Origin of the sequence: Aureimonas ureilytica, from assembly GCF_001475935.1 — a bacterium.
GTDB lineage: Bacteria > Pseudomonadota > Alphaproteobacteria > Rhizobiales > Rhizobiaceae > Aureimonas > Aureimonas ureilytica_A.
Genome location: NZ_LDQA01000045.1, coordinates 63,470 through 86,548, shown reverse-complemented (window position 1 = coordinate 86,548; position 23,079 = coordinate 63,470). Strand labels below are relative to the sequence as shown.

The following is a 23,079-nucleotide window of genomic DNA, read 5'->3' as shown; positions in this document are numbered from 1 at the left end:
CCGGGTGGCACCCCGAACAGGCGATTCGCTAAGCCATCATGCATAGTTAAGGGCGGAATCTTTCCAATCCTTCCGTATCGGGTCATCATTTTTGCCGGTCAGACTGGTGTGGCGTTAACCTTAACGCCATCTGCGATACTCGCCACCTTGCGGCGCGACGACGAATCTTGACAGGGAGGGATGCCCTCCCCTATCTAGGCCGCGTTAGCACTCCGCTTTAGTGAGTGCCAGAATCCTCGGATCGATCGCTTCGCTGGTCGGTCCCCCCATAGCCAAGAAGGTTCGACTGAGATGGCCAACGTGAATTTCCGCCCCCTGCACGATCGTGTCGTGGTGCGGCGCGTCGAGTCCGAGAGCAAGACGGCTGGCGGCATCATCATCCCGGACACCGCGAAGGAAAAGCCGCAGGAAGGCGAGATCGTCGCCGTCGGCGCGGGCGCTCGCGACGAGACCGGCAAGGTCAACCCGCTCGAAGTCAAGGCCGGCGACCGCATCCTGTTCGGCAAGTGGTCGGGCACCGAGATCAAGCTCGGCGGCGAAGACCTGCTCATCATGAAGGAATCCGACATCCTCGGGATCGTCGGCTGACCCATCGTCCGGACTGATCGTTCGGTCCGTTTCCTTCCCCTTCCATTCGACACGGCGCGGACCGGCCCCCGGCGCGCCCAGGAGACGAAAACATGGCTGCCAAGGACGTAAAATTCGGTCGTGACGCCCGCGAGCGCATGCTGCGCGGCGTCGACATTCTTGCCGACGCGGTGAAGGTCACGCTCGGCCCCAAGGGCCGCAACGTCGTGATCGACAAGTCGTTCGGCGCGCCTCGCATCACCAAGGACGGCGTGTCCGTCGCCAAGGAGATCGAGCTCGAGGACAAGTTCGAGAACATGGGCGCCCAGATGGTGCGCGAAGTGGCCTCGAAGACCAACGACAAGGCCGGTGACGGCACCACCACCGCGACGGTTCTGGCCCAGGCCATCGTCCGCGAGGGCGCCAAGGCGGTTGCCGCCGGCATGAACCCGATGGACGTCAAGCGCGGCATCGACGCGGCCGTCTCCAAGGTCGTCGAGACGCTCGTCTCCTCGGCTCGCAAGATCGAGACCTCCGACGAGGTCGCTCAGGTCGGCACCATCTCCGCGAATGGCGAGAAGGAAATCGGCCAGATGATCGCGTCCGCGATGCAGAAGGTCGGCAACGAGGGTGTCATCACCGTCGAAGAAGCTAAGACCGCCGAGACCGAGCTCGAAGTCGTCGAAGGCATGCAGTTCGACCGCGGCTACCTCTCGCCCTACTTCGTGACCAACGCCGAGAAGATGGTCGCCGAGCTCGAGGACGCCTACATCCTCCTGCACGAGAAGAAGCTCTCCAACCTCCAGGCGATGCTGCCGGTTCTCGAAGCCGTCGTGCAGTCGGGCCGTCCGCTCGTCATCATCGCCGAGGACGTGGAAGGCGAGGCTCTGGCCACGCTCGTCGTCAACAAGCTGCGTGGCGGCCTGAAGATCGCGGCCGTCAAGGCTCCTGGCTTCGGCGATCGCCGCAAGGCCATGCTCGAGGACATCGCGATTCTCACGGGCGGTCAGGTCATCTCCGAAGACCTCGGCATCAAGCTCGAGAGCGTCACGCTCGACATGCTCGGCCGCGCCAAGAAGGTCTCCATCACCAAGGAGAACACCACGATCGTCGACGGCAACGGTGAAGCCGACGGCATCAAGGCGCGCGTCGCCCAGATCAAGCAGCAGATCGAAGAGACCTCTTCGGACTACGACCGCGAGAAGCTCCAGGAGCGCCTGGCCAAGCTCGCCGGCGGCGTCGCGGTGATCCGCGTCGGCGGCTCGACGGAAGTCGAAGTCAAGGAAAAGAAGGACCGCGTTGACGACGCGCTCAACGCGACCCGCGCGGCCGTGGAAGAAGGCATCGTCCCCGGCGGCGGCGTGGCTCTGCTGCGCGCTTCCAACGCGGTCGACCTGAAGGGCGAGAACGCCGATCAGGATGCCGGCATCGCGATCGTCCGCAAGGCGCTGCAGGCTCCGATCCGTCAGATCGTCCAGAACGCCGGTGGCGAAGGCTCGATCGTGGTCGGCAAGATCCTCGACAACGGCTCGCTGACCTTCGGCTACAACGCCCAGACGGGCGAGTATGGCGACATGATCCAGGCCGGTATCGTCGATCCGGTGAAGGTCGTTCGCTCGGCTCTGCAGGACGCGGCTTCCGTCGCCGGCCTGCTCGTCACCACCGAAGCCATGATCTCCGAAGCTCCGAAGAAGGACTCCGGCGCTCCTTCCATGCCCGGCGGCGGCATGGGCGGCATGGGCGGCATGGACTTCTAAGCCCAACAGGGCGAAGAAGCCCATCAAGCCGCCCATCCTCAAGGATGCTGAAACCGGGCAAGGCCGGTTTCAGGTGGCGGCATGGACTTCCAAGCCCGACAGGGCAAGGAAGGCCGATAGGCCTAGTCATAAGGGGGCTCGCGCAAGCGGGCCCCTTTTTCGTGCCTGCCGTTCGGATCGATGCCCTCTGTTCAAGCCGCCCTTCGGAAGAGTTGACCCTTCGCGCGCTGGCGCATCGCGGCGATTTCGCGTCTATGACAGGGCCGAAACGGGGCGCTCGCCCCCCTGTCTGGACGGTGCATGAGCGAATTCTTCATCTTCTTTTTCGTCGGTGCCTTAGCGCAATTGGTGGATGGCGCGCTGGGCATGGCCTATGGCGTCATTTCTTCGACCGTTCTCATGAGCTTCGGCGTGCCGCCTTCGGTCGCCTCGGCCTCGGTCCACACGGCGGAGCTTTTCACCACGGCCGCTTCGGGCACGGCCCATATCGTCAACCGCAATATCGACTGGAAGCTGTTCTGGCGCCTCGTGCCCTTCGGCGTGATCGGCGCGGTGCTCGGCACCTATGTGCTGACCTCGATCGATGGCGGCACGATCCGTCCCTTCGTCGCGGCCTATCTCGCCGCGATCGGCATCATGCTGACGCTGCGCTCCTTTCGCACGATCCCGCGAGCCCAGACGCCCATGGCGCTGGTGCCGCCGCTGGGCGCGGCCGGCGGCTTTCTGGATTCGATCGGCGGCGGCGGCTGGGGGCCGGTCGTGACCTCGGGCCTGCTCGGGGCCGGCGGCCAGCCGCGCTACGTCATCGGCACGGTGAACGCCGCCGAATTCCTTGTCACGCTCTCGGTTTCGCTGGCGTTCCTTCTGGCGCTCGTCACCGGCCATTGGGAAGAAGCGGGCGATCTGACCGACCACGCCCTCTCGGTGCTGGGCCTGATCGCGGGAGGCATTCTGGCCGCGCCCTTGGCGGGCTACGCCGTGAAACGCATTCCCGAACGCTGGCTCCTGCGTATCGTGGGCCTGTTGATCTGCGCACTCGCGCTCCAGCAGATCGTCACGATCCTGTCGAAAATGTAATCTTGAGCCGGGAACGGATCGCTGCGCTCCGCTGTTCTCCTTTTCGAAAATCGGACACGGCGTCCGATACACCTTGAGGAGACAGGTTATGGTCGACAAGAACGAGATCTCGGGCGGCGCCAAGGAACTCGGTGGCAAGGTCAAGGAAGGCCTCGGCAAGCTGGTCGGCAACGATAGCCTGCAGGCCGAAGGCCTCGCCGATCAGGCCGAAGGCAAGACCGAGAAAAACTACGGCAAGGTCAAGGACGCCGTGAAAGACACCCTGGGCTCCAAGCACTAAGTTTCGAGTTCAATCGTTTGAGTTAGGAGCCAGCCGAAAGGCTGGCTCTTTTCGTTGGGCCAAAGGGTTTCTCCCCTTCCCTTGTCGTGATAACCGCGCGGAAGCGCCGCTCCCACACGCGGGACGACGGGCGCCTTGTCGCGAGGGGAAGACCGATGACCAGCACCAGACGCGAAACGGATTCGATCGGCGCGATCGACGTCGCGAGCGACCGCTACTGGGGCGCGCAGACCGAGCGCTCCCTCAACAATTTCCGCATCGGCACCGACAAGCAGCCGATCGCCGTGATCCACGCCCTCGCCACGGTCAAGAAGGCTGCCGCGCGCGTCAACCGCGCCATGGGCAAGCTGGACGGCCAGATCGCCGAGACGATCGAAGCGGCCGCCGATGAGGTCCTCTCCGGCAAGCTCGACGATCATTTCCCGCTCGTGGTCTATCAGACCGGCTCGGGCACGCAGACCAACATGAACGTCAACGAGGTGATCTCGAACCGGGGCATCGAGATGCTCGGCGGCGAGCAGGGCTCCAAGAAGCCGATCCACCCGAACGACCACGTCAATATGGGCCAGTCCTCGAACGACGTGTTCCCGACGGCCATTCACGTGGCCGTTGCCATCGAGGCGACCAAGCGCATCCTGCCGGCGATCGACGCGCTCTACGCCTCGCTCGACAAGAAGGCCCGCGAGTTCGATCACATCATCAAGATCGGCCGCACGCACACGCAGGATGCCACCCCGATCACGCTCGGCCAGGAATTCTCGGGCTATGCCGCCGCGCTGAAGCTGGGCAAGCGCCGCATCGAACAGGCGATCGAAGACGTCTATGCCCTCGCGCAGGGCGGCACGGCAGTCGGGACCGGGCTGAACGCCCCGGTCGGCTTCGACGTGAAGATCGCCGACGAGATCGCTTCACTCACCGGCCTGCCCTTCCGCACGGCCGAGAACAAGTTCGAGGCGCTCGCCTCGCACGGTGCGCTGGCCTTTTTCCACGGCTCGCTCAACGCGCTCGCGACCGATCTTTTCAAGATCGCCAACGACATCCGCTTCCTCGGCTCCGGCCCGCGTTCGGGCCTGGGCGAACTCTCGCTGCCCGAGAACGAGCCGGGCTCCTCGATCATGCCGGGCAAGGTCAACCCGACCCAGTGCGAAGCGCTGACCATGGTCGCCGCCGAGGTCTTCGGCCACGAGACGACCGTGACGGTCGCGGCCTCTCAGGGCCATTTCGAGTTGAACGTCTTCAAGCCCGTGATCGCCAATGCGGTGATCTCCTCGATCCGGCTTCTCGCCGACGGTATGGATTCGTTCCGCGAACATTGCGTCGATGGTATCAAGGCCAACGAGGACCGCATCAAGGATCTGATGCAGCAGTCGCTCATGCTGGTGACGGCGCTCGCCCCCACCATCGGCTACGACAATGCCGCGACCATTGCCAAGACGGCGCACAAGAAGGGCACGACGCTGCGCGAGGAAGCCCTCGCCTCCGGCCTCGTCTCGGGCGAAGACTATGACCGGATCGTCGATCCTGCCGCGATGACCCGTCCGGGCTGATCGCCCTTCAGACGATTGGTTTGATGAAACGCCCCAATCCCGCGATTGGGGCGTTTTTCGTTGACGATCAGTCGCGCTGCAGCAGGCTATGTTAGCCGAACACCTTGGATCACATTCCACATCACCAAAACAGCCATGACGGAGCCACGAAATATGAACCCTGCAGTCGTTCTTGCCGGACGAATTCTTCTATCGCTTCTCTTCATTTATGCTGGCTTCGGAAAACTGAGCGACGCAGCGGGCACAGCGACTTACTTCGCCAACGTTGGCGTGCCCGGTGGAATAGCAGCGGCCTATGTAGTAGGCGCTCTCGAGTTTTTTGGCGGTCTCGCCATTCTTCTCGGCTTTCAGACCCGCATCGTCGCTTACGTGTTGGCCGTCTTCACGCTAGGCACGATTTACTTTGGCCATTACGGCGATATGCAGGCTTCGTTGAAAAACCTCACGATCGTCGGAGGTTTCTTGATCCTGGGAACGGCTGGTGCCGGCGCTTACTCGGTGGACGCACGCTCGCGCCGCGCCTGAGCCTCTAACCGTTGAGCATTCGCGGCGGCCGCCTTCGGGCGGCCGCTTGGCGTTTCAGCTCTCGAAACGCCTGACAAGCTCGGCCAGCGCCGCTTCGTCCAAAGCCTCGCGCGGCTTGGTCGCCAGCGCCAAGCAGGCCTCCGAGCGAAGGATCGTGCCGTCTTTGAGAACGCGCAGGTGATTGGCCGTCAGCGTCGAGCCCGTGGAGGTGATGTCCACGATGATATCGGCCGAGCCCGCCGCCGGCGCGCCTTCCGTCGCGCCCAAGCTTTCCACGATGCGATAGCTCTGGATGCCGTGGCTCTTGGTGAAGAAGCCCTGCGTCAGACGCCAGTATTTCGTGGCGATGCGCAGGCGTCGGCCATGGGCGGCGCGGTAGCCGGCCGCGACATCGCCGAGGTCTTCCATCGTTTCCACATCGAGCCAGCTATCGGGCACGGCGACCACGACATCGGCATGGCCGAAGCCGAGGCGGGAGACGATGCGGCCGCGCTCGTCGAAATCGGGCATGGTCTCGCGAAGCAAGTCTTCGCCCGTCACGCCCAGATCGATCGCCCCGTCGCGCAGCTCGCGCGCGATCTCGGAGGCCGAAAGCAGAAGCACGTCCAGCCCCTCCATGCCCTCCGTGCGGGTGCGATAGGAGCGCGCGTCGTCGCTCGGGTGAACCGTGATGCCGGCCGAGGCCAGCGAGGCCACGCATTGCTCCTTGAGCCGGCCCTTGGACGGGATGGCGAGCGTCAGCGTCATGGCCGCGCCTCCTTCTGGGCCTTGGGCAGGCGGTCGAGATACAGGGCAAAGCCGACGGCCGGAATGGGCTCACGCGCGCCGAGATAGGACACGAGGCGGTCATAGCGGCCGCCGCCCGCCAGCGGCTCGCCCAAACCCGGCGCACCGATCTCGAAGACGAAGCCCGTATAATAGTCGAGCGTGCGCCCGAAGGCCGCGCGATAGCGCAGGGTCGAAAGATCGACGCCGGCCGCCGCCAGCGCCTCGGCCCGCGCGTCGAAAAAGGCGAGCGCGCCCGCAAGGTCGAGCCCATGCTCGTCCGCCAGCGCGCGCAGACGCTCGGAGGCCTCTGACACCGCGCAGTCGAGCGACAGGAAAGCACGCAGGCGCTCCAGTGCCGCGCCGCGCAGGCGCGTGTCGGACAGGCGTACTTTCTCCGCCAGCCGCGCCGCGATCTCGGCCGGAGATCGGCTGCGATTGGGGGGCAGGCCCGCGTCGTCCATGCGCGCCTGCACCAAGGCTTCCAGCTCCGCGAGCCGGTCTTCGCGGGCGAGGGCCAAGGCGTCCGGCGCGATATTCTCGACCTCGCCCGATCGGTCGGACGCCAGCGTTTCGAGCGCCCGCGCCAAGAGATCGTTCTGGCCGAAGGTGCGGATCAGCCGCCGCTGCCAGCCGACTGGGAGGTCCAGCGCCTTCAACACCGCCTCGAACAGGCCCTGATCGCCGATGGTGATTGACAGGCGCTCAGCCTCGGCTAGACCGCAGGCGGCGAGCGCCGTCAGCGCTTCGGCGAGCGTCGCCGCGTCGGCGCGGGCGCGGTCGGTGTCGCCCAGATTCTCGATGCCGGCCTGGCGGAACTCCGCCGCCTCGCCTCGCCGCTGGCGGAAGACGAGCCCGTTATAGGCGTAGCGGCGCGGGAGAGCCTCGTCGCCCTCGATATGGGCGAGGCAGACGGGAATGGTGAAGTCGGGGCGCAGGCACAGCGTTTCGCCGCCCTCGCCCCGCGTCAGGAAGATGCGCCGGCGCAGATCCTCGCCGGCCGTGTCGAGATAGGGCTCGGCGCGCTGCAGGAGCGGCGTCGAAACCAGCGAAGCGCCGACCGAGGCGAAGAAACGCGCCAGCGCGCCGTCGAAGGGCGTGCCGGTTTCGGCCGCCGGAAAAAGCCGGCTCATGGATTCGCCCTCACGAGCGCCCGGCGTGGCGGTCGAGGATGCGGCGCACGGCCGCCACGAGATCGGCCTCGTCCACGAGTTCCTGCCCCGCGCGCGCCTCGCGCCATTCGGCATTGTCCTCGATCCCGGCGGCGAGGCGCTTGCCTTCCACGAGATCCTTGACCTGCACCTTGCCGGCCGCCTTTTCATCGCCGCCCTGGATGACGACGACGGGAGCGCCGCGCCGGTCGGCATATTGCAGCTGCTTGCCGAACTGCTTGGGATTGCCCTGGAAGACCTCGACCGGCACGAGCGGCCGGCCTTCGCCGTTCAGCTCGCGGCGCAGCAGCGTCGCCATGCGCTGGTAATCGGCCATCCGGTCGCGGTCCATGACGGTGACGACGACGGGGCCGGGCAGGGATTCGTTGCCGAGGCGGCCGAGATTCTTCAGCGCGGTCTGGAGGCGCGAGACGCCGATGGAAAAGCCGGTGGCGGGAACGGGCGTCGACATGAAGCGCGAGACGAGCCCGTCATAGCGCCCGCCGCCGCCGACCGAGCCGAACTGCACCTTCTGCCCCTTCTCGTTCACGACATCGAACAGAAGCTCGGCCTCGAAAACGGGGCCGGTGTAATATTCGAGGCCGCGCACGACGGAGGGGTCGATCAGCACCCGCTCGTCGCCATAGCCGGCCGCCACCGCGAAGGCGCGGATCTGGTCGAGTTCGCCGAGGCCCTCGTCCACCACTGGATGCCCGCCGAAGGCCGCGCGAACGGCGTCGAGACGCGCCTCGCCCGAAGCGTCCGCCAGTTCGAAAATGCGCAGGACGCGGGTGATCGCCTCGTCGGGCAGTTCGGCACCCTTGGTGAAGTCGCCCTTGCCGCCGCCCTCGTCCAGGCGGCCGGGGCCGAGCAGCAGGCGCACGCCCTCCGCGCCGAACTTGTCGAACTTGTCGAGCGCGCGCAGCACGGTGAGCCGGCGCGGGGCGTCGCCCTCCAGCCCGATCGCGTCGAGAATGCCGTCCAGAACCTTGCGGTTGTTGACGCGGATCACATACTGGCCGCGCTCGATGCCGAGCGCCTCCATCGTGTCGGCCATCATCATGGCCATCTCGGCATCGGCCGAGACGTTCGGCGCGCCTACGATATCGGCGTCGAACTGCATGAACTGGCGGAAGCGGCCGGGGCCGGGCTTCTCGTTGCGGAAGACATAGCCTGCCCGGTAGGAGCGGTAGGGCTTGGGCAGGTCCTCGAAATTCTCCGCGACATGGCGGGCGAGCGGCGCGGTCAGGTCGTAGCGCAAGCTCAGCCATTCCTCGTCGTCGTCCTGCAGCGAGAAGACGCCTTCGTTGGGCCGGTCCGAATCGGGCAGGAACTTGCCGAGCGCGTCCGTATATTCGAAGAACGGCGTTTCCACGGGCTCGAACCCATAGGTCTCGTAGACGCGGCGGATGATGCCGAGCATCCGCTCCTGCGCCAGGAGATCGGCGGATGTGCGATCCACGAAGCCGCGCGGCTGGCGGGCCTTCACGCGGGAGGGCTTCTTGGGGGCCATGGGATTGCCTGCGAGATAAGTAAGGACTGAGTTACCCCGCGTCCTAGCCCATGGAACGCCGGAGCGGCAAGGCTGACGCCATGTTCAGCGCGGCCGGACGAAGTTTTGCCGCGCCGCCTCGCATTCGGCCCGGATGCAGCAGCCCTCCATATGGTCGTTCACGAAGCCCATGGACTGCATGAAGGCATAGGCCGTGGTCGGGCCGACGAAGCTGAAGCCTTCCGCCCGCAGCGCCTTGGACAGGCGCTGGGAAGCCGGCGTCTGCGGATTCGCCCGCGCCCATTCGAGCGTCATGCGCTCGGGCCGCTCGCTCGCCGGCGGCTCGAAACGCCAGAGAAAGGCGGCGAGGCTTGCGCCCGTCTTCTCGCGCAGCGCCAGGGCGCGGCGGGCATTGTTGATCGTGGAGACGATCTTGCCGCGATGGCGGATGACGCCGGGATCGGCGACGATGGAATCGATGTCAGCCTCGTCGAAGGCGGCCACGCGCTCGATCTCGAACCCATCGAAACGCTCGCGGAAATGCGCGCGCTTGCGCAGGATGGTGATCCAGGACAGGCCGGACTGAAAGCCTTCGAGGCAGAGCTTTTCGAAGAGCCTGGTATCGTCGGCGCTCGGCCGCCCCCATTCCTCGTCGTGATAGCGCACATAATCCTCGCCCGCGCCGGCCCAGGCGCAGCGCGGCTGACCATCGGCACCCAGAAGAAGGCCGGGCGCGAGGGGCGATTCGGGTGCGGAGTCGGTGCGTTCGCTCATGGGCTGAATTTGCATCCCCGCAGAGAGCCGAGCAAGCGAGCTATTCCCCGTGATCACCGCAAGGCGACTTGCCTTGGCCCGCGCAGCGCCGCACAAACAGGGGCCTCCCGTCCGCTCCTCCCGAGTCCGCCGCCATGCCTGCCCCGCGTCCCCTCTCCCACCTTGCGTCCGGCCATCGACGGCTACTGGCGCTCGCACTTCTCCTTTTGGCCTTCGCCGATCCGGCGCTGGCGCAAGCCCTGCCCTCCGACGCCAAGATGATCGAGGGCTTCGACGCGGTGGTCTTCAGCGCCGAGATCACCGGAGCGTTCAGCGATTCGAGCTATCTCAAGAAATTTCCCGGCCCTGTCCGCGTGCGGGTCGAAAACGACTCCGAGATCGACCGCGAGCCGGCCGTGGCCAGCTTCGTACGGGAGATCAACCGGCAGGTGGATGGGCTCGACATCACGATGGCCAAGCGGGGCGAGGCGGCGAATTTCGTGGTGCATGTGGTGGATCGCGACGATTACCAGCGCGTCGGGCGGGAGGTCTATCACCGCCCCTTCGGCACCACGCCGGGCAATTGCATCGCGCGCGCCAGCTACGGGCGCTCCGGCATCACGCGGGCGGACGCGATCATCGTGTCGGACGATGGCGACCTTCTGTTTCGCCGCTGCCTGATCGAGGAGGTGCTGCAAGGGCTCGGCCCGCTCAACGATAATTCCGACGCGCCGCAAAGCGTCTTCAACGACACGTCGAAGCTGACCCGATTCACGCCCTATGACCGGGTTCTCATGAACATGCTTTATGACGAGCGTCTAACGCCCGGCATGAGTCGAGGCGACGCCGCGCCCCTTCTGCCGACCATTCTGAAAGAGGTTAAGCGGCGTCTGCGCCTGTGAAGGGTCGTTAGCACACTCTTCACCATGATCGCACCCGAGCGGGGGGAACAGGTGACCAAACGTCATCGATTCACCAATCGCTCAAATTTACGGCGGCATCCTCGCGCCAAGCGGCTCGTTCCCGAGCCTTTCGCGACCCCCGAGGTGTCCGCTGATGTTCGCTCGCCCTCTTCTGGCGTTTTCCCTTATCGTCACGACTCTGACCGCCGTGCAGGCGCAGGAGCGCCGCCCCTTGAGCCTCGACCGGCGCGAGGCGGCCGAGCGCGTGCTCCAGCTTTCGCCGGGCAGCGGCGTCGTGCCGGGCTATCAGGCGCAGACTTTGACGCAGGCCTATCCGGCCGGCACGGTGATCTTCCGGGGCAACATCCCCGTGGGCGTCGTCCGCCGCGATGGTGGGCCGGTGGAGCCGCTTGGCTCCTACCAGTCAGCCGACCCTGTGGTTCTGGGCGCATCCCCGCCGCCGGTCGCGCGCCGCCATGTGGAGCGCCGTCGCGAGCGCCAGCCGCTTTTTGCCAGCGCGAGCGCCCCTGCCCGCCATATGGCACCCGAGCCTGCGACCCGACGCTTGGGCCAGCGCAACACCGCCCCGCGCGCGCTCGCGCCGGCCTTCCTGCCGCAGGAGGTCGCCTATTCCGATTATGCGCCGGGTACGGTGGTGATCGATACCAACGCCCGCTTCCTTTACCTCGTGGAAGCCAATGGACGGGCCACGCGCTATGGCGTGGGCGTCGGCAAGCCGGGCTTCGAATGGGCCGGCACGCACCGCGTCAGCCGTAAGGCGGAATGGCCGGATTGGACCCCGCCCTCCGAGATGGTCGCGCGCGAGCGCGCCAAGGGGCGCATCCTGCCGGCGCGCATGGAAGGCGGCATCGAGAACCCGCTCGGCGCCCGCGCGCTTTATCTCGGCTCCTCGCTCTATCGAATTCACGGCACCAACCAGCCCTGGACCATCGGTCAGGCGGTGTCCTCCGGCTGCATTCGAATGCGGAACGAGGATGTCGTCGATCTCTATGACCGCGTGCCGGTCGGTGCGCGCGTGATTGTGCTCTAACGGCAACAGGTCGGGACAATCGCGCGCGAGGGCGGTTTCCTCACCTGCCCGCGCCCCATCTTCCCTGACACGATAAGGCCGGCGAAGAGTCTCGCGACCGGATTGTTTTAATTCAAGTTTTCGCCCGTTTCGAAGGATTGTTCGATGCGTATCATCTCGTCCAAAACGGCCATGCTCGCGGGGCTCGCCAGCCTCGTCCTGATGGGAAGCGCCAGCGCGGAAACGCGCTATTTCGACCACAGCACCCAGCAATGGGTTGTGCGCGGCGGCGGCGCGAATGCCACGGTGCCGAGCGCGGGCGCCACACTCGGCCGGGCTCCGGTGCGCGTGGCGCGCCAGCCGCAGGCCATGCGCCCGGTCGATCCGCGCTTCAAGCGCCAGACCGTGCGCATCTCCACCCAAGAGAAGCCCGGCACGATCATCATCGATACGGACCGCAAGTTCCTGTATTTCGTCGAGCCGGGCGGCATGGCGACGCGCTATGGCGTTGGCGTCGGCAAGGAAGGCTTCGCCTGGGGCGGCACGATGAAGATCGGCCGCAAGGCCGAATGGCCGGGCTGGACCCCGCCGGCCACGATGGTCGCCCGCGAGCGCGCCAAGGGCCATATCCTGCCCGCCTATATGGCCGGCGGCCCGGACAATCCGCTCGGCGCGCGCGCCATGTATCTCTATCGCGGCGGCGGCGATTCCATGTTCCGCATCCATGGCACCAACCAGCCCTGGACGATCGGCCTCAACATGTCGTCGGGCTGCATCCGCATGATGAACGAGGACGTGACCCATCTCTACTCGCGTGCCGATCGCGGCACCAAGGTCATCGTGCTCGGCCCCGGTCAGTCCGGCAGCGGCGTCTATGCGGAAGCCGGCACGGTTCGCCAGCCCGGCCGCGGCCTGCTGGCCTCGGTCTTCGGCGGCTGATCCGGCTTTAAGTTCCATGAAAAAAGGCCCGCTCGTTGGCGGGCCTTTTTTGTTGCGCTTGGCGTCTCTGCCTATTCGGCTGCAACCTTGCGTTCGACCCGGCGAAAGTCGCGGCCGGCGAGCTTGGCGGGCTTCTCTCCGCCGAAGGCCCAGTCGAGCAGTTCGATCGTGTGCAGGATCGGAATGCCCGTGGCCGAGCCAATCTGCGTCATGCAGCCGATATTGCCGGTGGCGATCAGGTCGGGCTTCACGCGCTCGATATTGGCGACCTTGCGGTCGCGCAGCTTGGCCGAAATCTCGGGCTGAAGGATGTTGTAGGTGCCGGCCGAACCGCAGCACAAATGCCCTTCCGGCACGTCGCGGACGGTGAAGCCGGCCTGCGCGAGGAGCACTTTGGGCGCCTGTGTGATCTTCTGCCCGTGCTGCATGGAGCAGGCGGAGTGATAGGCGACAATGGCCTCGACCGGGTTCGCCGGCAGCGGCAGGTCGAGGCTGGACAGGAATTCCGTGACGTCCTTGGCCAATGCCGAAACGCGCGCGGCCTTTTCGGCATAGGCGGGGTCGAGGCGCAGCATATGACCGTAATCCTTGATCACGGTGCCGCAGCCCGACGCGGTGATGACGATGGCGTCGAGCCCCGAGCGCTCGGCTTCCGCCGCCCAGACATCGACATTGCGCCGGGCAAAATCCAGCGCCTCTTCCTCGCGGCCCATATGGTGGGTCAGCGCGCCGCAGCACCCCTCCCCCTTCGGCAAGACGATTTCGACGCCGAGCCGGTTGAGAAGCCTGACGGTGGATTCGTTGATGCCGGGGTCGAGCACGGATTGGGCGCAGCCGCGCAGCAAGGCCACGCGCTTCTGCACCGCGCCGGCGGGCGCGCGCAGGCCCGGCCGGTCATTGGCGGACGCCACAGGCACATGGGCCGGCGCGAGCTTCAGCATGGCACCCAGCGGCTTCAGAGGCTTGACGCCCGCGAGCGCGTCCGCGAAGGGCCGCGCCAGGCGCGCGAGCTTCAAGCTCCAGCGGAAGCGCTCGGGATAGGGCAGGACGCGGGCGAGCACTTCGCGGATCATGCGGTCTGCAAAGGGCCGCTTGTAGGTGCGCTCGATATGGGCGCGCGCATGGTCCACCAGATGCATGTAGTTCACGCCCGAGGGGCAGGTCGTCATGCAGGACAGGCAGGACAGGCAGCGGTCGATATGCGTGACCGTCTTCTCGTCGGCCGGGCGGCCGTTTTCCAGCATCTCCTTGACGAGGTAGATGCGCCCGCGCGGACTGTCGAGCTCGTTGCCGAGCGTCACATAGGTCGGGCAGGTCGCCGTGCAGAAGCCGCAATGGACGCATTTGCGGATGATCGAGGCGCTCTCGGCCGTGTCCGGGTTTTGAAGCGCCGTCGGGGTGAATGCGGTTTGCATCGGGTCAAGCCATCCGGCCAGGATTGAGGATGCCGGCGGGATCGAACTGATCCTTGAGGCGACGGGACAGGGCGGCGAGCGGGGCCGGCTGCGGCTGGAAGACGGGAAGGCTCAGCCGCTCGGCCTCGGGCGCGCGCACCAGCGTCGCATGGCCGCCGCCATGGCGCGCAAGCAGCCCGCGCACGAGATCGGCCTCGCTGCGCCCGCCATCCATGCGCAGCCAGACGAGGCCGCCCTGCCAATCGTAGAAGGCGTCGGCTGCCGCCTGCATCCGCAGCGCCATGACGAAATCATGCCCCTGCATCGGCGGCAGGGAGACGCGCCAGACCGGGCTTTCGGTGCCGTCGGCAAAGGGTGCGACGTCCCGGATGTCGCGCCAGAAGCGCTCCGACGCCTCGCCCTCCAGACGCTCCAGCGGGCCGACGCGGGAGAGGCCGGCGCTCAGATGCTGCGCGCGCGCGGCCACGGAGGGGCCGAACCCGTCGAGCCGGATGGCGGTCGCGGCCTCACGGCCCAGCTCGCCACTGATCACGCGCGCCGCCACGCCATAGGGCAGATGCGACGCGCCCGAAGCCTCGACCGAGGAGCCGAGCGCCGCGCTCATGGCCTGCGCCGCCTCGCCGTCCGACAGGCCGCGCAGGAGCAGCGTCGTCTCGGCCGGGGGGCGCGGCATGGTCTTGAAGATGACATCGGCCATGACGGCGAGCGTGCCGTAGGAACCGGCCATGCCCTTGGACAGATCGTAGCCCGTGACGTTCTTCACCACGCGCCCGCCGGAGCGGAAGATTTCGCCCCGGCCCGACACGGCGATGACGCCCAGAATATGATCGCGCGCCGCGCCCTGCTTCAGCCGGCGCGGGCCTGACAGGTTGCAGGCGAGCACGCCGCCGATCGTCCCCTCGCCGGCCGGGCGGCCGTGCAAGGGGCCGTAATCCATCGGCTCGAAATCGAAGCGCTGGCCGCGCTCGGAGAGCAGCGCCTCGATCTCGGCGATCGGGGTACCGGCCCTGGCGGAGATGACGAGTTCTTCCGGCTCGTAGAAATTGACGCCGGAGAGACCGGCGAGAGACAGCGTGTGCGCGGCCTGCACCGGGCGGCCGAGCCCCGCCTTGGAGCCACGGCCCTCGACGGCGAGCGGCTCCTTGCGGGCCAGCGCCTCGGCCACGACATCGCGCAGCGCCTCGACGCTTTCGGGACGGAACGGGTCCGGCACAGCCGGCGCGTTCGGGGAAAGGGACATGTACTCTCAGAACCTCGGCAGGTCGGGGAACGGCAGCTTGCCGGCATGGACATGGAGCCGGCCAAGTTCGGCGCAGCGATGCAAAACGGGGAAGACCTTGCCGGGATTGAGCAGATGCCGATCGTCGAAGGCGCATTTGACGCGGATCTGATGCTTCAGATCGTCCTCGGCGAACATTTCGGGCATGAGATCGCGCTTCTCGATGCCGACGCCATGCTCGCCCGTCAGCACGCCGCCGACCTCGACGCACAGGCGCAGGATGTCGGCGCCAAAATCCTCGGCCCGCTGAAGCTCGTCATCCTTCGACGCATCGTAGAGAATGAGCGGATGGAGATTGCCGTCTCCGGCGTGGAAGACATTGGCGACCCCCAGCCCGTATTTTTCCGAAAGAGCCTTCATGCCGGCGAGCACGCGGGGCAACTCCTTGCGCGGGATGGTGCCGTCCATGCAGAGATAATCGGGCGAGATGCGCCCGACCGCCGGAAAGGCCGCCTTGCGCCCCGCCCAGAAGCGCATCCGCTCCTCGGCCGATTGCGACACGCGCGCGGTGGTCGCGCCGTTCTTCGTGGCGATGCCCTCGACTTCCGAGAGGAGATGATCGACCTCGGCCTTCACGCCGTCGAGTTCAACGATCAAAAGCGCTTCGACATCGAGCGGATAGCCCGCGTGAACGAAGGCCTCCGCCGCGAGGATCGCCGGTCGATCCATCATCTCCATGCCGCCGGGAATGATGCCCTGCGCGATGATCTCGGCGACACAGGCCCCCGCCTGTTCCGAGGTCGGGAAACCGATCAACACGGCGCGTGCGGTTTCGGGCGCCTGGAGAATGCGCACGGTGACTTCGGTCACGACGCCGAGCAGACCTTCCGAGCCCGTCATCAGACCCAAGAGATCGTAGCCCTCCGCATCCAGATGCTTGCCGCCCAGGCGGATTACGTCGCCTTCCATGGTGACGAATTCGACGCCCAGCACATTGTTGGCCGTCAGCCCGTATTTGAGGCAATGCACGCCGCCGGAATTTTCGGCCACATTGCCGCCGATGGAACAGGCGATCTGCGAGGACGGATCGGGCGCATAGTAGAAGCCGGCATGTTCCACGGCCTTGGTGATGCCGAGATTGGTGACGCCCGGCTGCACCACGGCGCAGCGATTGTCGAAATCGACATCTAGAATGCGGTTGAAGCGCGACAGGACCAGAAGCACGCCGTCTTCGAGCGGCAGCGAGCCGCCCGAGAGAGAAGTGCCTGAGCCGCGCGGGACGACGGGAATGCGATTGGCGTGGCAATAGCGCAGGATCGCGGCGACCTGCGGCACGGTCTCGGGCAGCACGACGGCGAGCGGCAATTGCCGATAGGCGGTCAGCGCGTCGGTTTCGAACACGCGCATTTCCACGCTCGCATCCACCACGCCTTCACCCGGCACGATGGCGCGCAGCGCCGACACGATCTCGGCCCGCCGGCCCAGAATCTCCGGGCTGGGTTTGGGCATGGCGATCGTCATGGTTTCCTCCCGTCCTCCACGACATGAAGTCTGCCGACACGGACGCGGACAGGCCGGCCGGCGGATCTGGAACGATGCTAAGGAAGCCCAGCTCCAAAGTCCATTGCCGGGCGGAATGCCGGGAACGACCCGTCCGGCCCCCCCGTTGATCTCAGAACAATGGAGATATCCGATGAGCCAGACGGACGAACGCCACAAGCCGACCGCCCCGGAAGAGACGCCCCGTGCCGTCGAGCCCGACGGCGTGACGCCGGGTGGGCAGGAACGCCCGATGACGGAGGAAGAGGAACTGGACGAGGCGCTGGACGAGACCTTCCCCGCGTCCGACCCGATCTCCCCCAGCCGCATCGACGGACCCAAGATCGACCCCGGCAAACATCTCTGACACGATGTCACAGGTAGAACGGGCGGCTTTCGGGCCGCCCGTTTTGCTTCGGGCTGTCAGTTCTGAACCGCCTGAACCGAGCCGCCATCGACCCGCAGATTGGCGCCATTGATGAAGGAGGCCCGCTCGGACACGAGAAGCGCGACGGCCGCTGCCACCTCGTCCACCCGGCCCCGGCGCTTCTGCACGATGCCCGGCCGCTCCTCCTCCAGAAAGGACTGGATCGCTTCGTCCTTCGAGGTGCCGCGCTCCTCGGCGCGTTTTTCCATCATCTCGTCCGTCATCGCCGTCTCGATAAAGGCGGGGGCGACCGTGTTGACGAGAATACCGTCTGCCGCCAGCCTATAGGACAGGCCCTTGGCGAAGGCCGCAACGCCCGCCTTCGCGACATTGTAGGTCGCCTCTTCCCAATAGGGCTGGACGGCGTTTTCGGAGGTGATGCAGACGAAGCGGCCCCAACGGCCCTTCTTCATTTCCGGGATCGCCGCGCGGGCGACTCGCACCGCCGACATGAAATCGGTCTGCCACGCCTCTTCGTAATCGGCGTCGGACAGTTCCAGCGGATCGCCCTTGGCGCCGGTGATGCCGGCCGTATGAACGGCGATGTCCAGCTTGCCGAACCGCCTGACAGCCTCGGCCACGATGGCGTCGGCATCACCCTGCTTCGTCAGATCGGCTTGAACGAGAACCGTGTCCTGCGGCAACTCGCCCCGGCGCGCATTCGCCTCGTCCAGCTTCTTGTCGGCCAGAACGAGCTTCACGCCCTCCTCGGCCAGGAGTTTTGCGACGGCAAAGCCCATGCCGCCATCCGCGCCGGTGATGAGCGCGACGCGCCCCTTGATCATCAGGTCCATGTCGCAAGAAACTCCCAGAAAAAGCGCCGGCCCTTGGATCCTGTGACCGGACCAAGGGGACGGCTGGAAAGACCGGCCATGTTCGCTAAAACGCGAGGGACAGGCCGGCATCATGTCGGCGACAACGAATGCTCCGCAGGTTGGTTTCGCCCTGCTCGGAGCCAGCGGCCGCGAGGACCGATGCCCGATTACGATTTTTCCGGTCAGCGCCTCTTTCTGGACCATGACCTCTCGCCCGGCCTCAGCGTGGAAGCGACGCCCGAACAGGTCAATTATCTCCTGAATGTTCTGCGTTTGGAGGACGGCGCGTCGATCCTTGTCTTCAACGGGCGGGACGGCGAATGGCGCGCCAGCCTGAAGCGCGAAAGCAAGAAGCGCCTGTTTCTGGTGCCGGAGGAAAAGCTGCGCGACCAGACGCCGCGCCCCGATCTCACCTGGCTCTTCGCGCCGCTCAAAAGCGCCCGGCTCGACTACATGATCCAGAAGGCGGTGGAGATGGGCGCGGGCCTGATCCAGCCCGTCATGACGCAGCATTGCCAGGCCCCGCGCTTCAACCGTCAGCGCGCCGAAGCCAATGCCGTGGAGGCGGCCGAGCAATGCGGCGTTCTTTCCGTGCCCGAATGCCGCGACATCCAGAAGCTCGACAAGGTTCTGGCGGAGTGGGACGGGGCGCGCACGCTGCTCTTCTGCGACGAGCGGGCGGGCGCGCAAAGCCCCGTGGAGGCGCTCTCGGCCTTGGGCGGCGGGCCGCTCGCCCTTCTCATCGGCCCCGAGGGCGGCTTCTCGCGAGAGGAGCGCGAGACGCTGCTGGCCCTCCCCTTCGTCAAGCCGATTTCGCTGGGGCCGCGCATCCTGCGCGCCGACACGGCCGCCGTCGCGGCGCTGGCCGTGGTGCAGGCCGTGGCGGGAGACTGGCGTAGCCCCGCGTCTTCATGACCCTTCCGGCGTCCGCAGCGTTCACCGTCTGGCTCTTGCGCCTTGCCGGGAAAGCGGACAGACACGCAGATGTTGCGCCGGCTTCCGCGCCGGCTCCCTAGAATCGACTTCGTCCCGGAGCTTCTCATGGCGCGCGACACGACCGATCTCACCCCCATCCGCTCGCTGGACGAGCTGGTGGACCATATCCGCGCGGGCGAGAAGCCGGCTTCGGCCTTCCGCCTCGGCACGGAGCACGAGAAATTCGGCTTTCGTTTGGCCGATCTCTCGCCTGTGCCTTACGAGGGCGAGGACGGCATCCGCCGCATTCTGGACGAGTTGCAGGCGCGCACAGGCTGGGAGGCGATCGTCGATGACGGGCGCATCATTGGGCTCGCCGGCGGCAGCGGCGAAGGCGCGATCTCGCTGGAGCCCGGCGGGCAGTTCGAGCTGTCGGGCGCGCCGCTCGAAACGCTGCACCAGACGCTGGCGGAAACTGAGGACCATCTCGACCATGTGAAGCAGATCGCCGGGCCGCTCGGCATCGGCTTCCTCGGAATCGGCGCAAGCCCTCTCTGGACGCTGGCCGAAACGCCCGTCATGCCGAAGTCGCGCTACAACATTATGAAGCGTTACATGCCGAAGGTCGGCACGCGCGGCCTCGACATGATGTTCCGCACCTCCACCATCCAGGTCAATCTCGACTTCTCCGACGAGCGGGACATGGCGCGCAAGATGCGCGTCGGCCTCAAGCTCCAGCCGCTCGCCTCGGCTCTCTTCGCGAATTCCCCCTTCACCGAGGGCAAGCCGAACGGGCTTCTCTCCTGGCGCTCCGGTGTCTGGCTGGATGTCGACAACCAGCGCTCCGGCCTCCTGCCCTTCGCCTTCGAAGGCGGCTTCGGCTACAAGGACTACGTGGAATGGGCGCTCGACGTGCCCATGTATTTCGTGATGCGCGAAGGGCGCTATCATGACGTGACCGACATCACCTTCCGCCAGATGCTGGACGGCGCGCTGAAGGGCCGCGTGCCCGACCCCGAGCCCAATATGGGCGACTGGGCCAACCATCTTTCCACCGTCTTCCCGGATGTGCGCCTCAAGCGCTTCCTCGAAATGCGCGGGGCCGACGGCGGTCCGCTGGAGGATATCGTCGCGCTACCCGCCTTCTGGTGTGGCCTTCTCTACGACGATCAGGCGCTGGACGAGGCCGAGGCGCTCACCGCCGACTGGAGCTTCGAAGAGGTCGATCGGCTGCGCTCGGCCGTGCCGCGTCTCGGCCTCCATGCGCCCTTCCGCGAGGAGACCATGCTCTCCATCGCGCGCCGCGTGGTGCCGATCGCCGAGGCGGGGCTGGAGCGACGCGCCCGGCTCGATTCGGCCGGTCGCAGCGAGGCGATGTATCTGGCTCCCTTGCGCGCGCGAATCGACAGCGGGCGCACGGCGGCCGACGATTTGCTGGCGCGCTTCGAAGGCGAATGGGGCGGGCGTTTCGAGGCGCTGTTCGCTCACCTCACCTATTGAGCCGGGATCGAAGCTGACGCGCCTGCGGATGACGGCACGCCCGTGAAGCCTTTGCCTTGGCAGAGCCGGCTTGCTGGCCCATGCTGGGCCGATCCGAGAGACCGGCCGGTACGCGCGAAGGAACAATGCGATGACGGACTTCTTCGACTGGCTGAAGGCGGCGGGCGCGGGTGAAGCGGCCGACACGCTGGCCGCCCGGTTTCGCCTGAGCCACGAGGAAATGCGCGCCACGACCGACGCGCTGGTGCCGGCCTATATCCTGGGAATGCAGCGGGCGATGATCGACCCCAAGAGCTGGTCCGATCTGGCCGAGCGCTTCGGCGCCATGGGCGGGCTCGGCCCCGGCGGCTTCCTCTCCGGCCAGGCCGGCGAAATGGTCACGAAGACGCTGTTCGGCCCCGATCTGATGAGCGCCGTGGCGCGGCAGGCCTCGCTTCTGACGGGCCAGGCGCCCGACATGCTTCAGCAGTTCATGCCCCAGTTCGGCGCGCTGGTCTTCAACGCGGCGCTCCAGACCATGGCGGCCGGGGCCGGCAACTGGACCAAGAACTTCCCGAGCGACACGGCCGGCCAGACCCTCGCGGAAGCGATGCGCCGCTCGGCCAATGCGGTGGAGGCCTTCCACCGCCCCTCGGCCCCCGCTCCCATGCCCGGCTCCCCAGCCGCGATGACGGCGCTGTTTTCCGACGCATGGCGCACGGCCTTCCCATGGGTGATGCCGGCCGCCAGCGCGCCGACGCAGCCGAGCCCCGCCGCCCCGGCCTCTTTCCCAGTCGATCCGTTCGGCATGATGGCGGCGATGACGCGGGCCTTCACGCCGCAGAGCGCGCCGCCGCAACCCACCCCGATTCCTGATTCGCAGGCTCCGCGCCGCGATCCCGTGCTCGACATGATCACGAATGCGCAATCGATGCAGGCCGACTATTTCAGCGCCATGGCCAGACTTTTCGATCAAAAACCCCGCTCGCAGGGCTGATCGGGGCGAAGGCGAAGAGCACAAGCGCAGGTTTTCCAGGGCCGGCGGGCAAAAGTTTCGCCCCGGTCCCTTGGATCGGAACACGGCTGCCCCCTATAATCCGGCATCTTCAATGGGGGGCGCTTGGCCCCCACGGACACCGGATGCTGATCGTCAACCTTCTGATCGTCGTTTTCCTGATCTTTTTGAACGGGTTCTTTGCAATGTCGGAATTGGCCGTTGTGTCGGCCCGCCGAATCCGGCTCCAGCAAATGGCGCAGAATGGCAGCAAAGGGGCGGCCGCCGCTCTCAAGCTGGTGGACGATCCCACCGGCTTCCTGTCCACCGTTCAGGTCGGCATTACCCTTGTCGGCATTTTCGCGGGTGCGTTCGGCGCCTCGGCCTTTTCCGAGCCCGTGGCCGAAATCCTGCGCCCGCTGCCACTGATCGCCAACCACGCCGATACGATCGCCTTCGCGCTTGTGGTCGTGCTCATCACCTATTTCTCGCTGATTCTGGGCGAGCTGGTTCCCAAGCGATTCGCGCTCGCCCATTCCGAATCGATCGCCGCTTTCGTCGCCCCGTCCATGCGCCTGATCGCCATGATCGGCGCGCCGGTGGTCTGGTTCCTGCGCTTCTCCACCGAGACCGTCAGCAAGCTGGTGGGCGCGCGCGCCGCCAGCGAGAACTCGGTGACGGAAGAAGAAGTGAAGGCGATGATCGCCGAAGGCACCGAGTCGGGCGTCTTCGAGGAAAAAGAACGCGAGATGCTGGAAGGCGTCCTTCGCATCGCCGACCGGAACGTGCGCTCCATCATGGTGCCCCGCCCGGATGTGGCCTGGATTTCGCTGGCCGACGACCCGAACGCCATTCTGGACGAGATTCATTCGAGCGGCCACTCGCGCTTTCCCGTCGCCAAGGAAGACGTGGACGATCTCGTCGGCGTCGTTCAGGCCAAGGATCTCTTGGAGCAATATCGCCGCACCGGCACGATCGATGTGAAGGCGGTCGTGCGCGAGCCGCTCTATGTCAACGAGACCATGCCGGTTCTGAAGCTGCTCGACCGCTTCCGCTCCGTGAACATCCACATGGCCATCGTGATCGACGAATACGGCTCCTTCGAAGGCGTGGTGACGCCGACCGACATTCTCGCCTCGATTTCCGGCTCGCTGCCGGAAGGGGCTGAGGAGGATTATTCCGTCGTTCAGCGCGAGGACGGCTCCTACCTCATCGACGCCGGAATGCCGATCGACGATGTGGAGCGGCGTCTGGGCTCGGGCAGCCTGCCCAAGGAGCGCGACTACGAGACGCTGGCCGGCTTCATCCTCGACCAGTTCGGCCATATCCCCGAGGTCGGCGAGTTCATCCAGTACGGTTCATGGCGCTTCGAGGTCGTGGATCTCGACGGGCGGAGGGTCGACAAGATTCTCGCCACGCAGCTCGGCGAGTTGGAGCCCGCGCGCGAAGAGGCTTGATCGCCTCGACGCTTGGATCAGATACGAAAAGACC

Annotated in this window: 22 protein-coding genes; 14 read left to right on the top strand and 8 right to left on the bottom strand. The window is 66.3% G+C overall.

The features are described from left to right. Positions 1-291 precede the first annotated feature (291 nt). From groES to NS365_RS17140, 6 genes are all read left to right on the top strand, one after another. Positions 292-588 carry a co-chaperone GroES gene (gene groES / locus NS365_RS17165; RefSeq protein WP_019996686.1) on the top strand — a complete coding sequence of 99 codons (297 nt, stop codon included), beginning with the start codon at positions 292-294 and terminating at the stop codon, positions 586-588. A gap of 92 nt (positions 589-680) precedes the next feature. Next, on the top strand, positions 681-2,324 hold the full coding sequence (groL, locus tag NS365_RS17160) for a chaperonin GroEL (protein ID WP_058601520.1): 1,644 nt from the start codon (positions 681-683) through the stop codon (positions 2,322-2,324). Positions 2,325-2,624: 300 nt separating this feature from the next. After that, positions 2,625-3,401: a sulfite exporter TauE/SafE family protein gene (locus tag NS365_RS17155; protein WP_058601519.1), complete on the top strand. Its 777-nt coding sequence runs from the start codon at positions 2,625-2,627 to the stop codon at positions 3,399-3,401. A gap of 88 nt (positions 3,402-3,489) precedes the next feature. Continuing rightward, positions 3,490-3,681: a CsbD family protein gene (locus NS365_RS17150; RefSeq protein ID WP_058601518.1), complete on the top strand. Its 192-nt coding sequence runs from the start codon at positions 3,490-3,492 to the stop codon at positions 3,679-3,681. A gap of 155 nt (positions 3,682-3,836) precedes the next feature. Further along, complete coding sequence (gene fumC / locus NS365_RS17145; protein ID WP_058601517.1) at positions 3,837-5,228, top strand: class II fumarate hydratase; 1,392 nt, start codon at positions 3,837-3,839, stop codon at positions 5,226-5,228. A gap of 153 nt (positions 5,229-5,381) precedes the next feature. After that, the gene (locus NS365_RS17140) at positions 5,382-5,753 is read left to right on the top strand and encodes a DoxX family protein (protein ID WP_244498481.1); all 372 of its coding nucleotides are present in this window, start codon (positions 5,382-5,384) and stop codon (positions 5,751-5,753) included. Between the two features lie 54 nt (positions 5,754-5,807). Here the strand turns inward: NS365_RS17140 and hisG are convergent, their stop codons facing one another. The 4 genes from hisG to NS365_RS17120 form a co-directional block, all read right to left on the bottom strand. Next, positions 5,808-6,500, bottom strand: coding sequence for an ATP phosphoribosyltransferase (gene hisG, locus NS365_RS17135; protein ID WP_058601515.1), 693 nt, complete (start codon positions 6,498-6,500; stop codon positions 5,808-5,810). Then, the gene (locus NS365_RS17130) at positions 6,497-7,651 is read right to left on the bottom strand and encodes an ATP phosphoribosyltransferase regulatory subunit (RefSeq protein WP_058601514.1); all 1,155 of its coding nucleotides are present in this window, start codon (positions 7,649-7,651) and stop codon (positions 6,497-6,499) included. Before NS365_RS17130 ends, hisG begins: the two co-directional genes overlap by 4 nt. A gap of 10 nt (positions 7,652-7,661) precedes the next feature. After that, complete coding sequence (hisS, locus tag NS365_RS17125) at positions 7,662-9,182, bottom strand: histidine--tRNA ligase (RefSeq protein ID WP_058601513.1); 1,521 nt, start codon at positions 9,180-9,182, stop codon at positions 7,662-7,664. A gap of 84 nt (positions 9,183-9,266) precedes the next feature. Continuing rightward, complete coding sequence (locus NS365_RS17120; RefSeq protein WP_058601512.1) at positions 9,267-9,935, bottom strand: DNA-3-methyladenine glycosylase I; 669 nt, start codon at positions 9,933-9,935, stop codon at positions 9,267-9,269. Between the two features lie 134 nt (positions 9,936-10,069). On the opposite strand from NS365_RS17120, the gene NS365_RS17115 reads away from it, so the two are divergent. The 3 genes from NS365_RS17115 to NS365_RS17105 all read left to right on the top strand — a co-directional run bounded on the left by NS365_RS17115 (position 10,070) and on the right by NS365_RS17105 (position 12,785). Further along, positions 10,070-10,816, top strand: coding sequence for a DUF2927 domain-containing protein (locus NS365_RS17115; protein ID WP_082684675.1), 747 nt, complete (start codon positions 10,070-10,072; stop codon positions 10,814-10,816). 154 nt (positions 10,817-10,970) lie between these two features. Then, positions 10,971-11,867, top strand: coding sequence for a L,D-transpeptidase (locus tag NS365_RS23700; RefSeq protein WP_082684674.1), 897 nt, complete (start codon positions 10,971-10,973; stop codon positions 11,865-11,867). 144 nt (positions 11,868-12,011) lie between these two features. Further along, positions 12,012-12,785 (top strand): L,D-transpeptidase, encoded by a 774-nt coding sequence (locus NS365_RS17105; protein WP_058601510.1) that lies wholly within the window; start codon positions 12,012-12,014, stop codon positions 12,783-12,785. A 71-nt stretch (positions 12,786-12,856) separates the two neighbouring features. Here NS365_RS17105 and glcF read toward each other — a convergent pair whose 3' ends face one another. The 3 genes from glcF to NS365_RS17090 are packed head-to-tail and all read right to left on the bottom strand — an operon-like array spanning position 12,857 to position 16,940. Continuing rightward, positions 12,857-14,200, bottom strand: coding sequence for a glycolate oxidase subunit GlcF (gene glcF, locus NS365_RS17100; protein WP_058601509.1), 1,344 nt, complete (start codon positions 14,198-14,200; stop codon positions 12,857-12,859). Between the two features lie 4 nt (positions 14,201-14,204). Next, complete coding sequence (gene glcE / locus NS365_RS17095) at positions 14,205-15,440, bottom strand: glycolate oxidase subunit GlcE (protein WP_082684673.1); 1,236 nt, start codon at positions 15,438-15,440, stop codon at positions 14,205-14,207. Positions 15,441-15,446: 6 nt separating this feature from the next. After that, complete coding sequence (locus NS365_RS17090) at positions 15,447-16,940, bottom strand: FAD-linked oxidase C-terminal domain-containing protein (protein WP_058601508.1); 1,494 nt, start codon at positions 16,938-16,940, stop codon at positions 15,447-15,449. A gap of 172 nt (positions 16,941-17,112) precedes the next feature. Here NS365_RS17090 and NS365_RS17085 point away from each other — a divergent pair, with 172 nt between their 5' ends. Continuing rightward, on the top strand, positions 17,113-17,325 hold the full coding sequence (locus NS365_RS17085; RefSeq protein WP_058601507.1) for a hypothetical protein: 213 nt from the start codon (positions 17,113-17,115) through the stop codon (positions 17,323-17,325). 56 nt (positions 17,326-17,381) lie between these two features. Here NS365_RS17085 and NS365_RS17080 read toward each other — a convergent pair whose 3' ends face one another. Then, positions 17,382-18,179, bottom strand: a complete 798-nt coding sequence (locus tag NS365_RS17080; RefSeq protein WP_058601506.1) for an SDR family NAD(P)-dependent oxidoreductase — start codon at positions 18,177-18,179, stop codon at positions 17,382-17,384. A gap of 180 nt (positions 18,180-18,359) precedes the next feature. Here NS365_RS17080 and NS365_RS17075 point away from each other — a divergent pair, with 180 nt between their 5' ends. The 4 genes from NS365_RS17075 to NS365_RS17060 all read left to right on the top strand — a co-directional run bounded on the left by NS365_RS17075 (position 18,360) and on the right by NS365_RS17060 (position 23,045). Continuing rightward, positions 18,360-19,115: a 16S rRNA (uracil(1498)-N(3))-methyltransferase gene (locus NS365_RS17075; RefSeq protein WP_058601505.1), complete on the top strand. Its 756-nt coding sequence runs from the start codon at positions 18,360-18,362 to the stop codon at positions 19,113-19,115. 126 nt (positions 19,116-19,241) lie between these two features. After that, positions 19,242-20,615 carry a glutamate--cysteine ligase gene (locus NS365_RS17070; protein WP_058601556.1) on the top strand — a complete coding sequence of 458 codons (1,374 nt, stop codon included), beginning with the start codon at positions 19,242-19,244 and terminating at the stop codon, positions 20,613-20,615. 130 nt (positions 20,616-20,745) lie between these two features. Next, positions 20,746-21,591: a hypothetical protein gene (locus NS365_RS17065; protein ID WP_058601504.1), complete on the top strand. Its 846-nt coding sequence runs from the start codon at positions 20,746-20,748 to the stop codon at positions 21,589-21,591. Between the two features lie 143 nt (positions 21,592-21,734). Next, the gene (locus NS365_RS17060; RefSeq protein WP_058601503.1) at positions 21,735-23,045 is read left to right on the top strand and encodes a hemolysin family protein; all 1,311 of its coding nucleotides are present in this window, start codon (positions 21,735-21,737) and stop codon (positions 23,043-23,045) included. Positions 23,046-23,079 lie beyond the last annotated feature (34 nt).

Bases quoted from the DNA above. Each gene is read 5' to 3' on its own strand.
- groES (WP_019996686.1), top strand. From the start codon at position 292: ATGGCCAACGTGAATTTCCGCCCCCTGCACGATCGTGTCGTGGTGCGG.
- groL (WP_058601520.1), top strand. From the start codon at position 681: ATGGCTGCCAAGGACGTAAAATTCGGTCGTGACGCCCGCGAGCGCATG.
- NS365_RS17155 (WP_058601519.1), top strand. From the start codon at position 2,625: ATGAGCGAATTCTTCATCTTCTTTTTCGTCGGTGCCTTAGCGCAATTG.
- NS365_RS17150 (WP_058601518.1), top strand. From the start codon at position 3,490: ATGGTCGACAAGAACGAGATCTCGGGCGGCGCCAAGGAACTCGGTGGC.
- fumC (WP_058601517.1), top strand. From the start codon at position 3,837: ATGACCAGCACCAGACGCGAAACGGATTCGATCGGCGCGATCGACGTC.
- NS365_RS17140 (WP_244498481.1), top strand. From the start codon at position 5,382: ATGAACCCTGCAGTCGTTCTTGCCGGACGAATTCTTCTATCGCTTCTC.
- hisG (WP_058601515.1), bottom strand. From the start codon at position 6,500: ATGACGCTGACGCTCGCCATCCCGTCCAAGGGCCGGCTCAAGGAGCAA.
- NS365_RS17130 (WP_058601514.1), bottom strand. From the start codon at position 7,651: ATGAGCCGGCTTTTTCCGGCGGCCGAAACCGGCACGCCCTTCGACGGC.
- hisS (WP_058601513.1), bottom strand. From the start codon at position 9,182: ATGGCCCCCAAGAAGCCCTCCCGCGTGAAGGCCCGCCAGCCGCGCGGC.
- NS365_RS17120 (WP_058601512.1), bottom strand. From the start codon at position 9,935: ATGAGCGAACGCACCGACTCCGCACCCGAATCGCCCCTCGCGCCCGGC.
- NS365_RS17115 (WP_082684675.1), top strand. From the start codon at position 10,070: ATGCCTGCCCCGCGTCCCCTCTCCCACCTTGCGTCCGGCCATCGACGG.
- NS365_RS23700 (WP_082684674.1), top strand. From the start codon at position 10,971: ATGTTCGCTCGCCCTCTTCTGGCGTTTTCCCTTATCGTCACGACTCTG.
- NS365_RS17105 (WP_058601510.1), top strand. From the start codon at position 12,012: ATGCGTATCATCTCGTCCAAAACGGCCATGCTCGCGGGGCTCGCCAGC.
- glcF (WP_058601509.1), bottom strand. From the start codon at position 14,200: ATGCAAACCGCATTCACCCCGACGGCGCTTCAAAACCCGGACACGGCC.
- glcE (WP_082684673.1), bottom strand. From the start codon at position 15,440: ATGTCCCTTTCCCCGAACGCGCCGGCTGTGCCGGACCCGTTCCGTCCC.
- NS365_RS17090 (WP_058601508.1), bottom strand. From the start codon at position 16,940: ATGACGATCGCCATGCCCAAACCCAGCCCGGAGATTCTGGGCCGGCGG.
- NS365_RS17085 (WP_058601507.1), top strand. From the start codon at position 17,113: ATGAGCCAGACGGACGAACGCCACAAGCCGACCGCCCCGGAAGAGACG.
- NS365_RS17080 (WP_058601506.1), bottom strand. From the start codon at position 18,179: ATGGACCTGATGATCAAGGGGCGCGTCGCGCTCATCACCGGCGCGGAT.
- NS365_RS17075 (WP_058601505.1), top strand. From the start codon at position 18,360: ATGCCCGATTACGATTTTTCCGGTCAGCGCCTCTTTCTGGACCATGAC.
- NS365_RS17070 (WP_058601556.1), top strand. From the start codon at position 19,242: ATGGCGCGCGACACGACCGATCTCACCCCCATCCGCTCGCTGGACGAG.
- NS365_RS17065 (WP_058601504.1), top strand. From the start codon at position 20,746: ATGACGGACTTCTTCGACTGGCTGAAGGCGGCGGGCGCGGGTGAAGCG.
- NS365_RS17060 (WP_058601503.1), top strand. From the start codon at position 21,735: ATGCTGATCGTCAACCTTCTGATCGTCGTTTTCCTGATCTTTTTGAAC.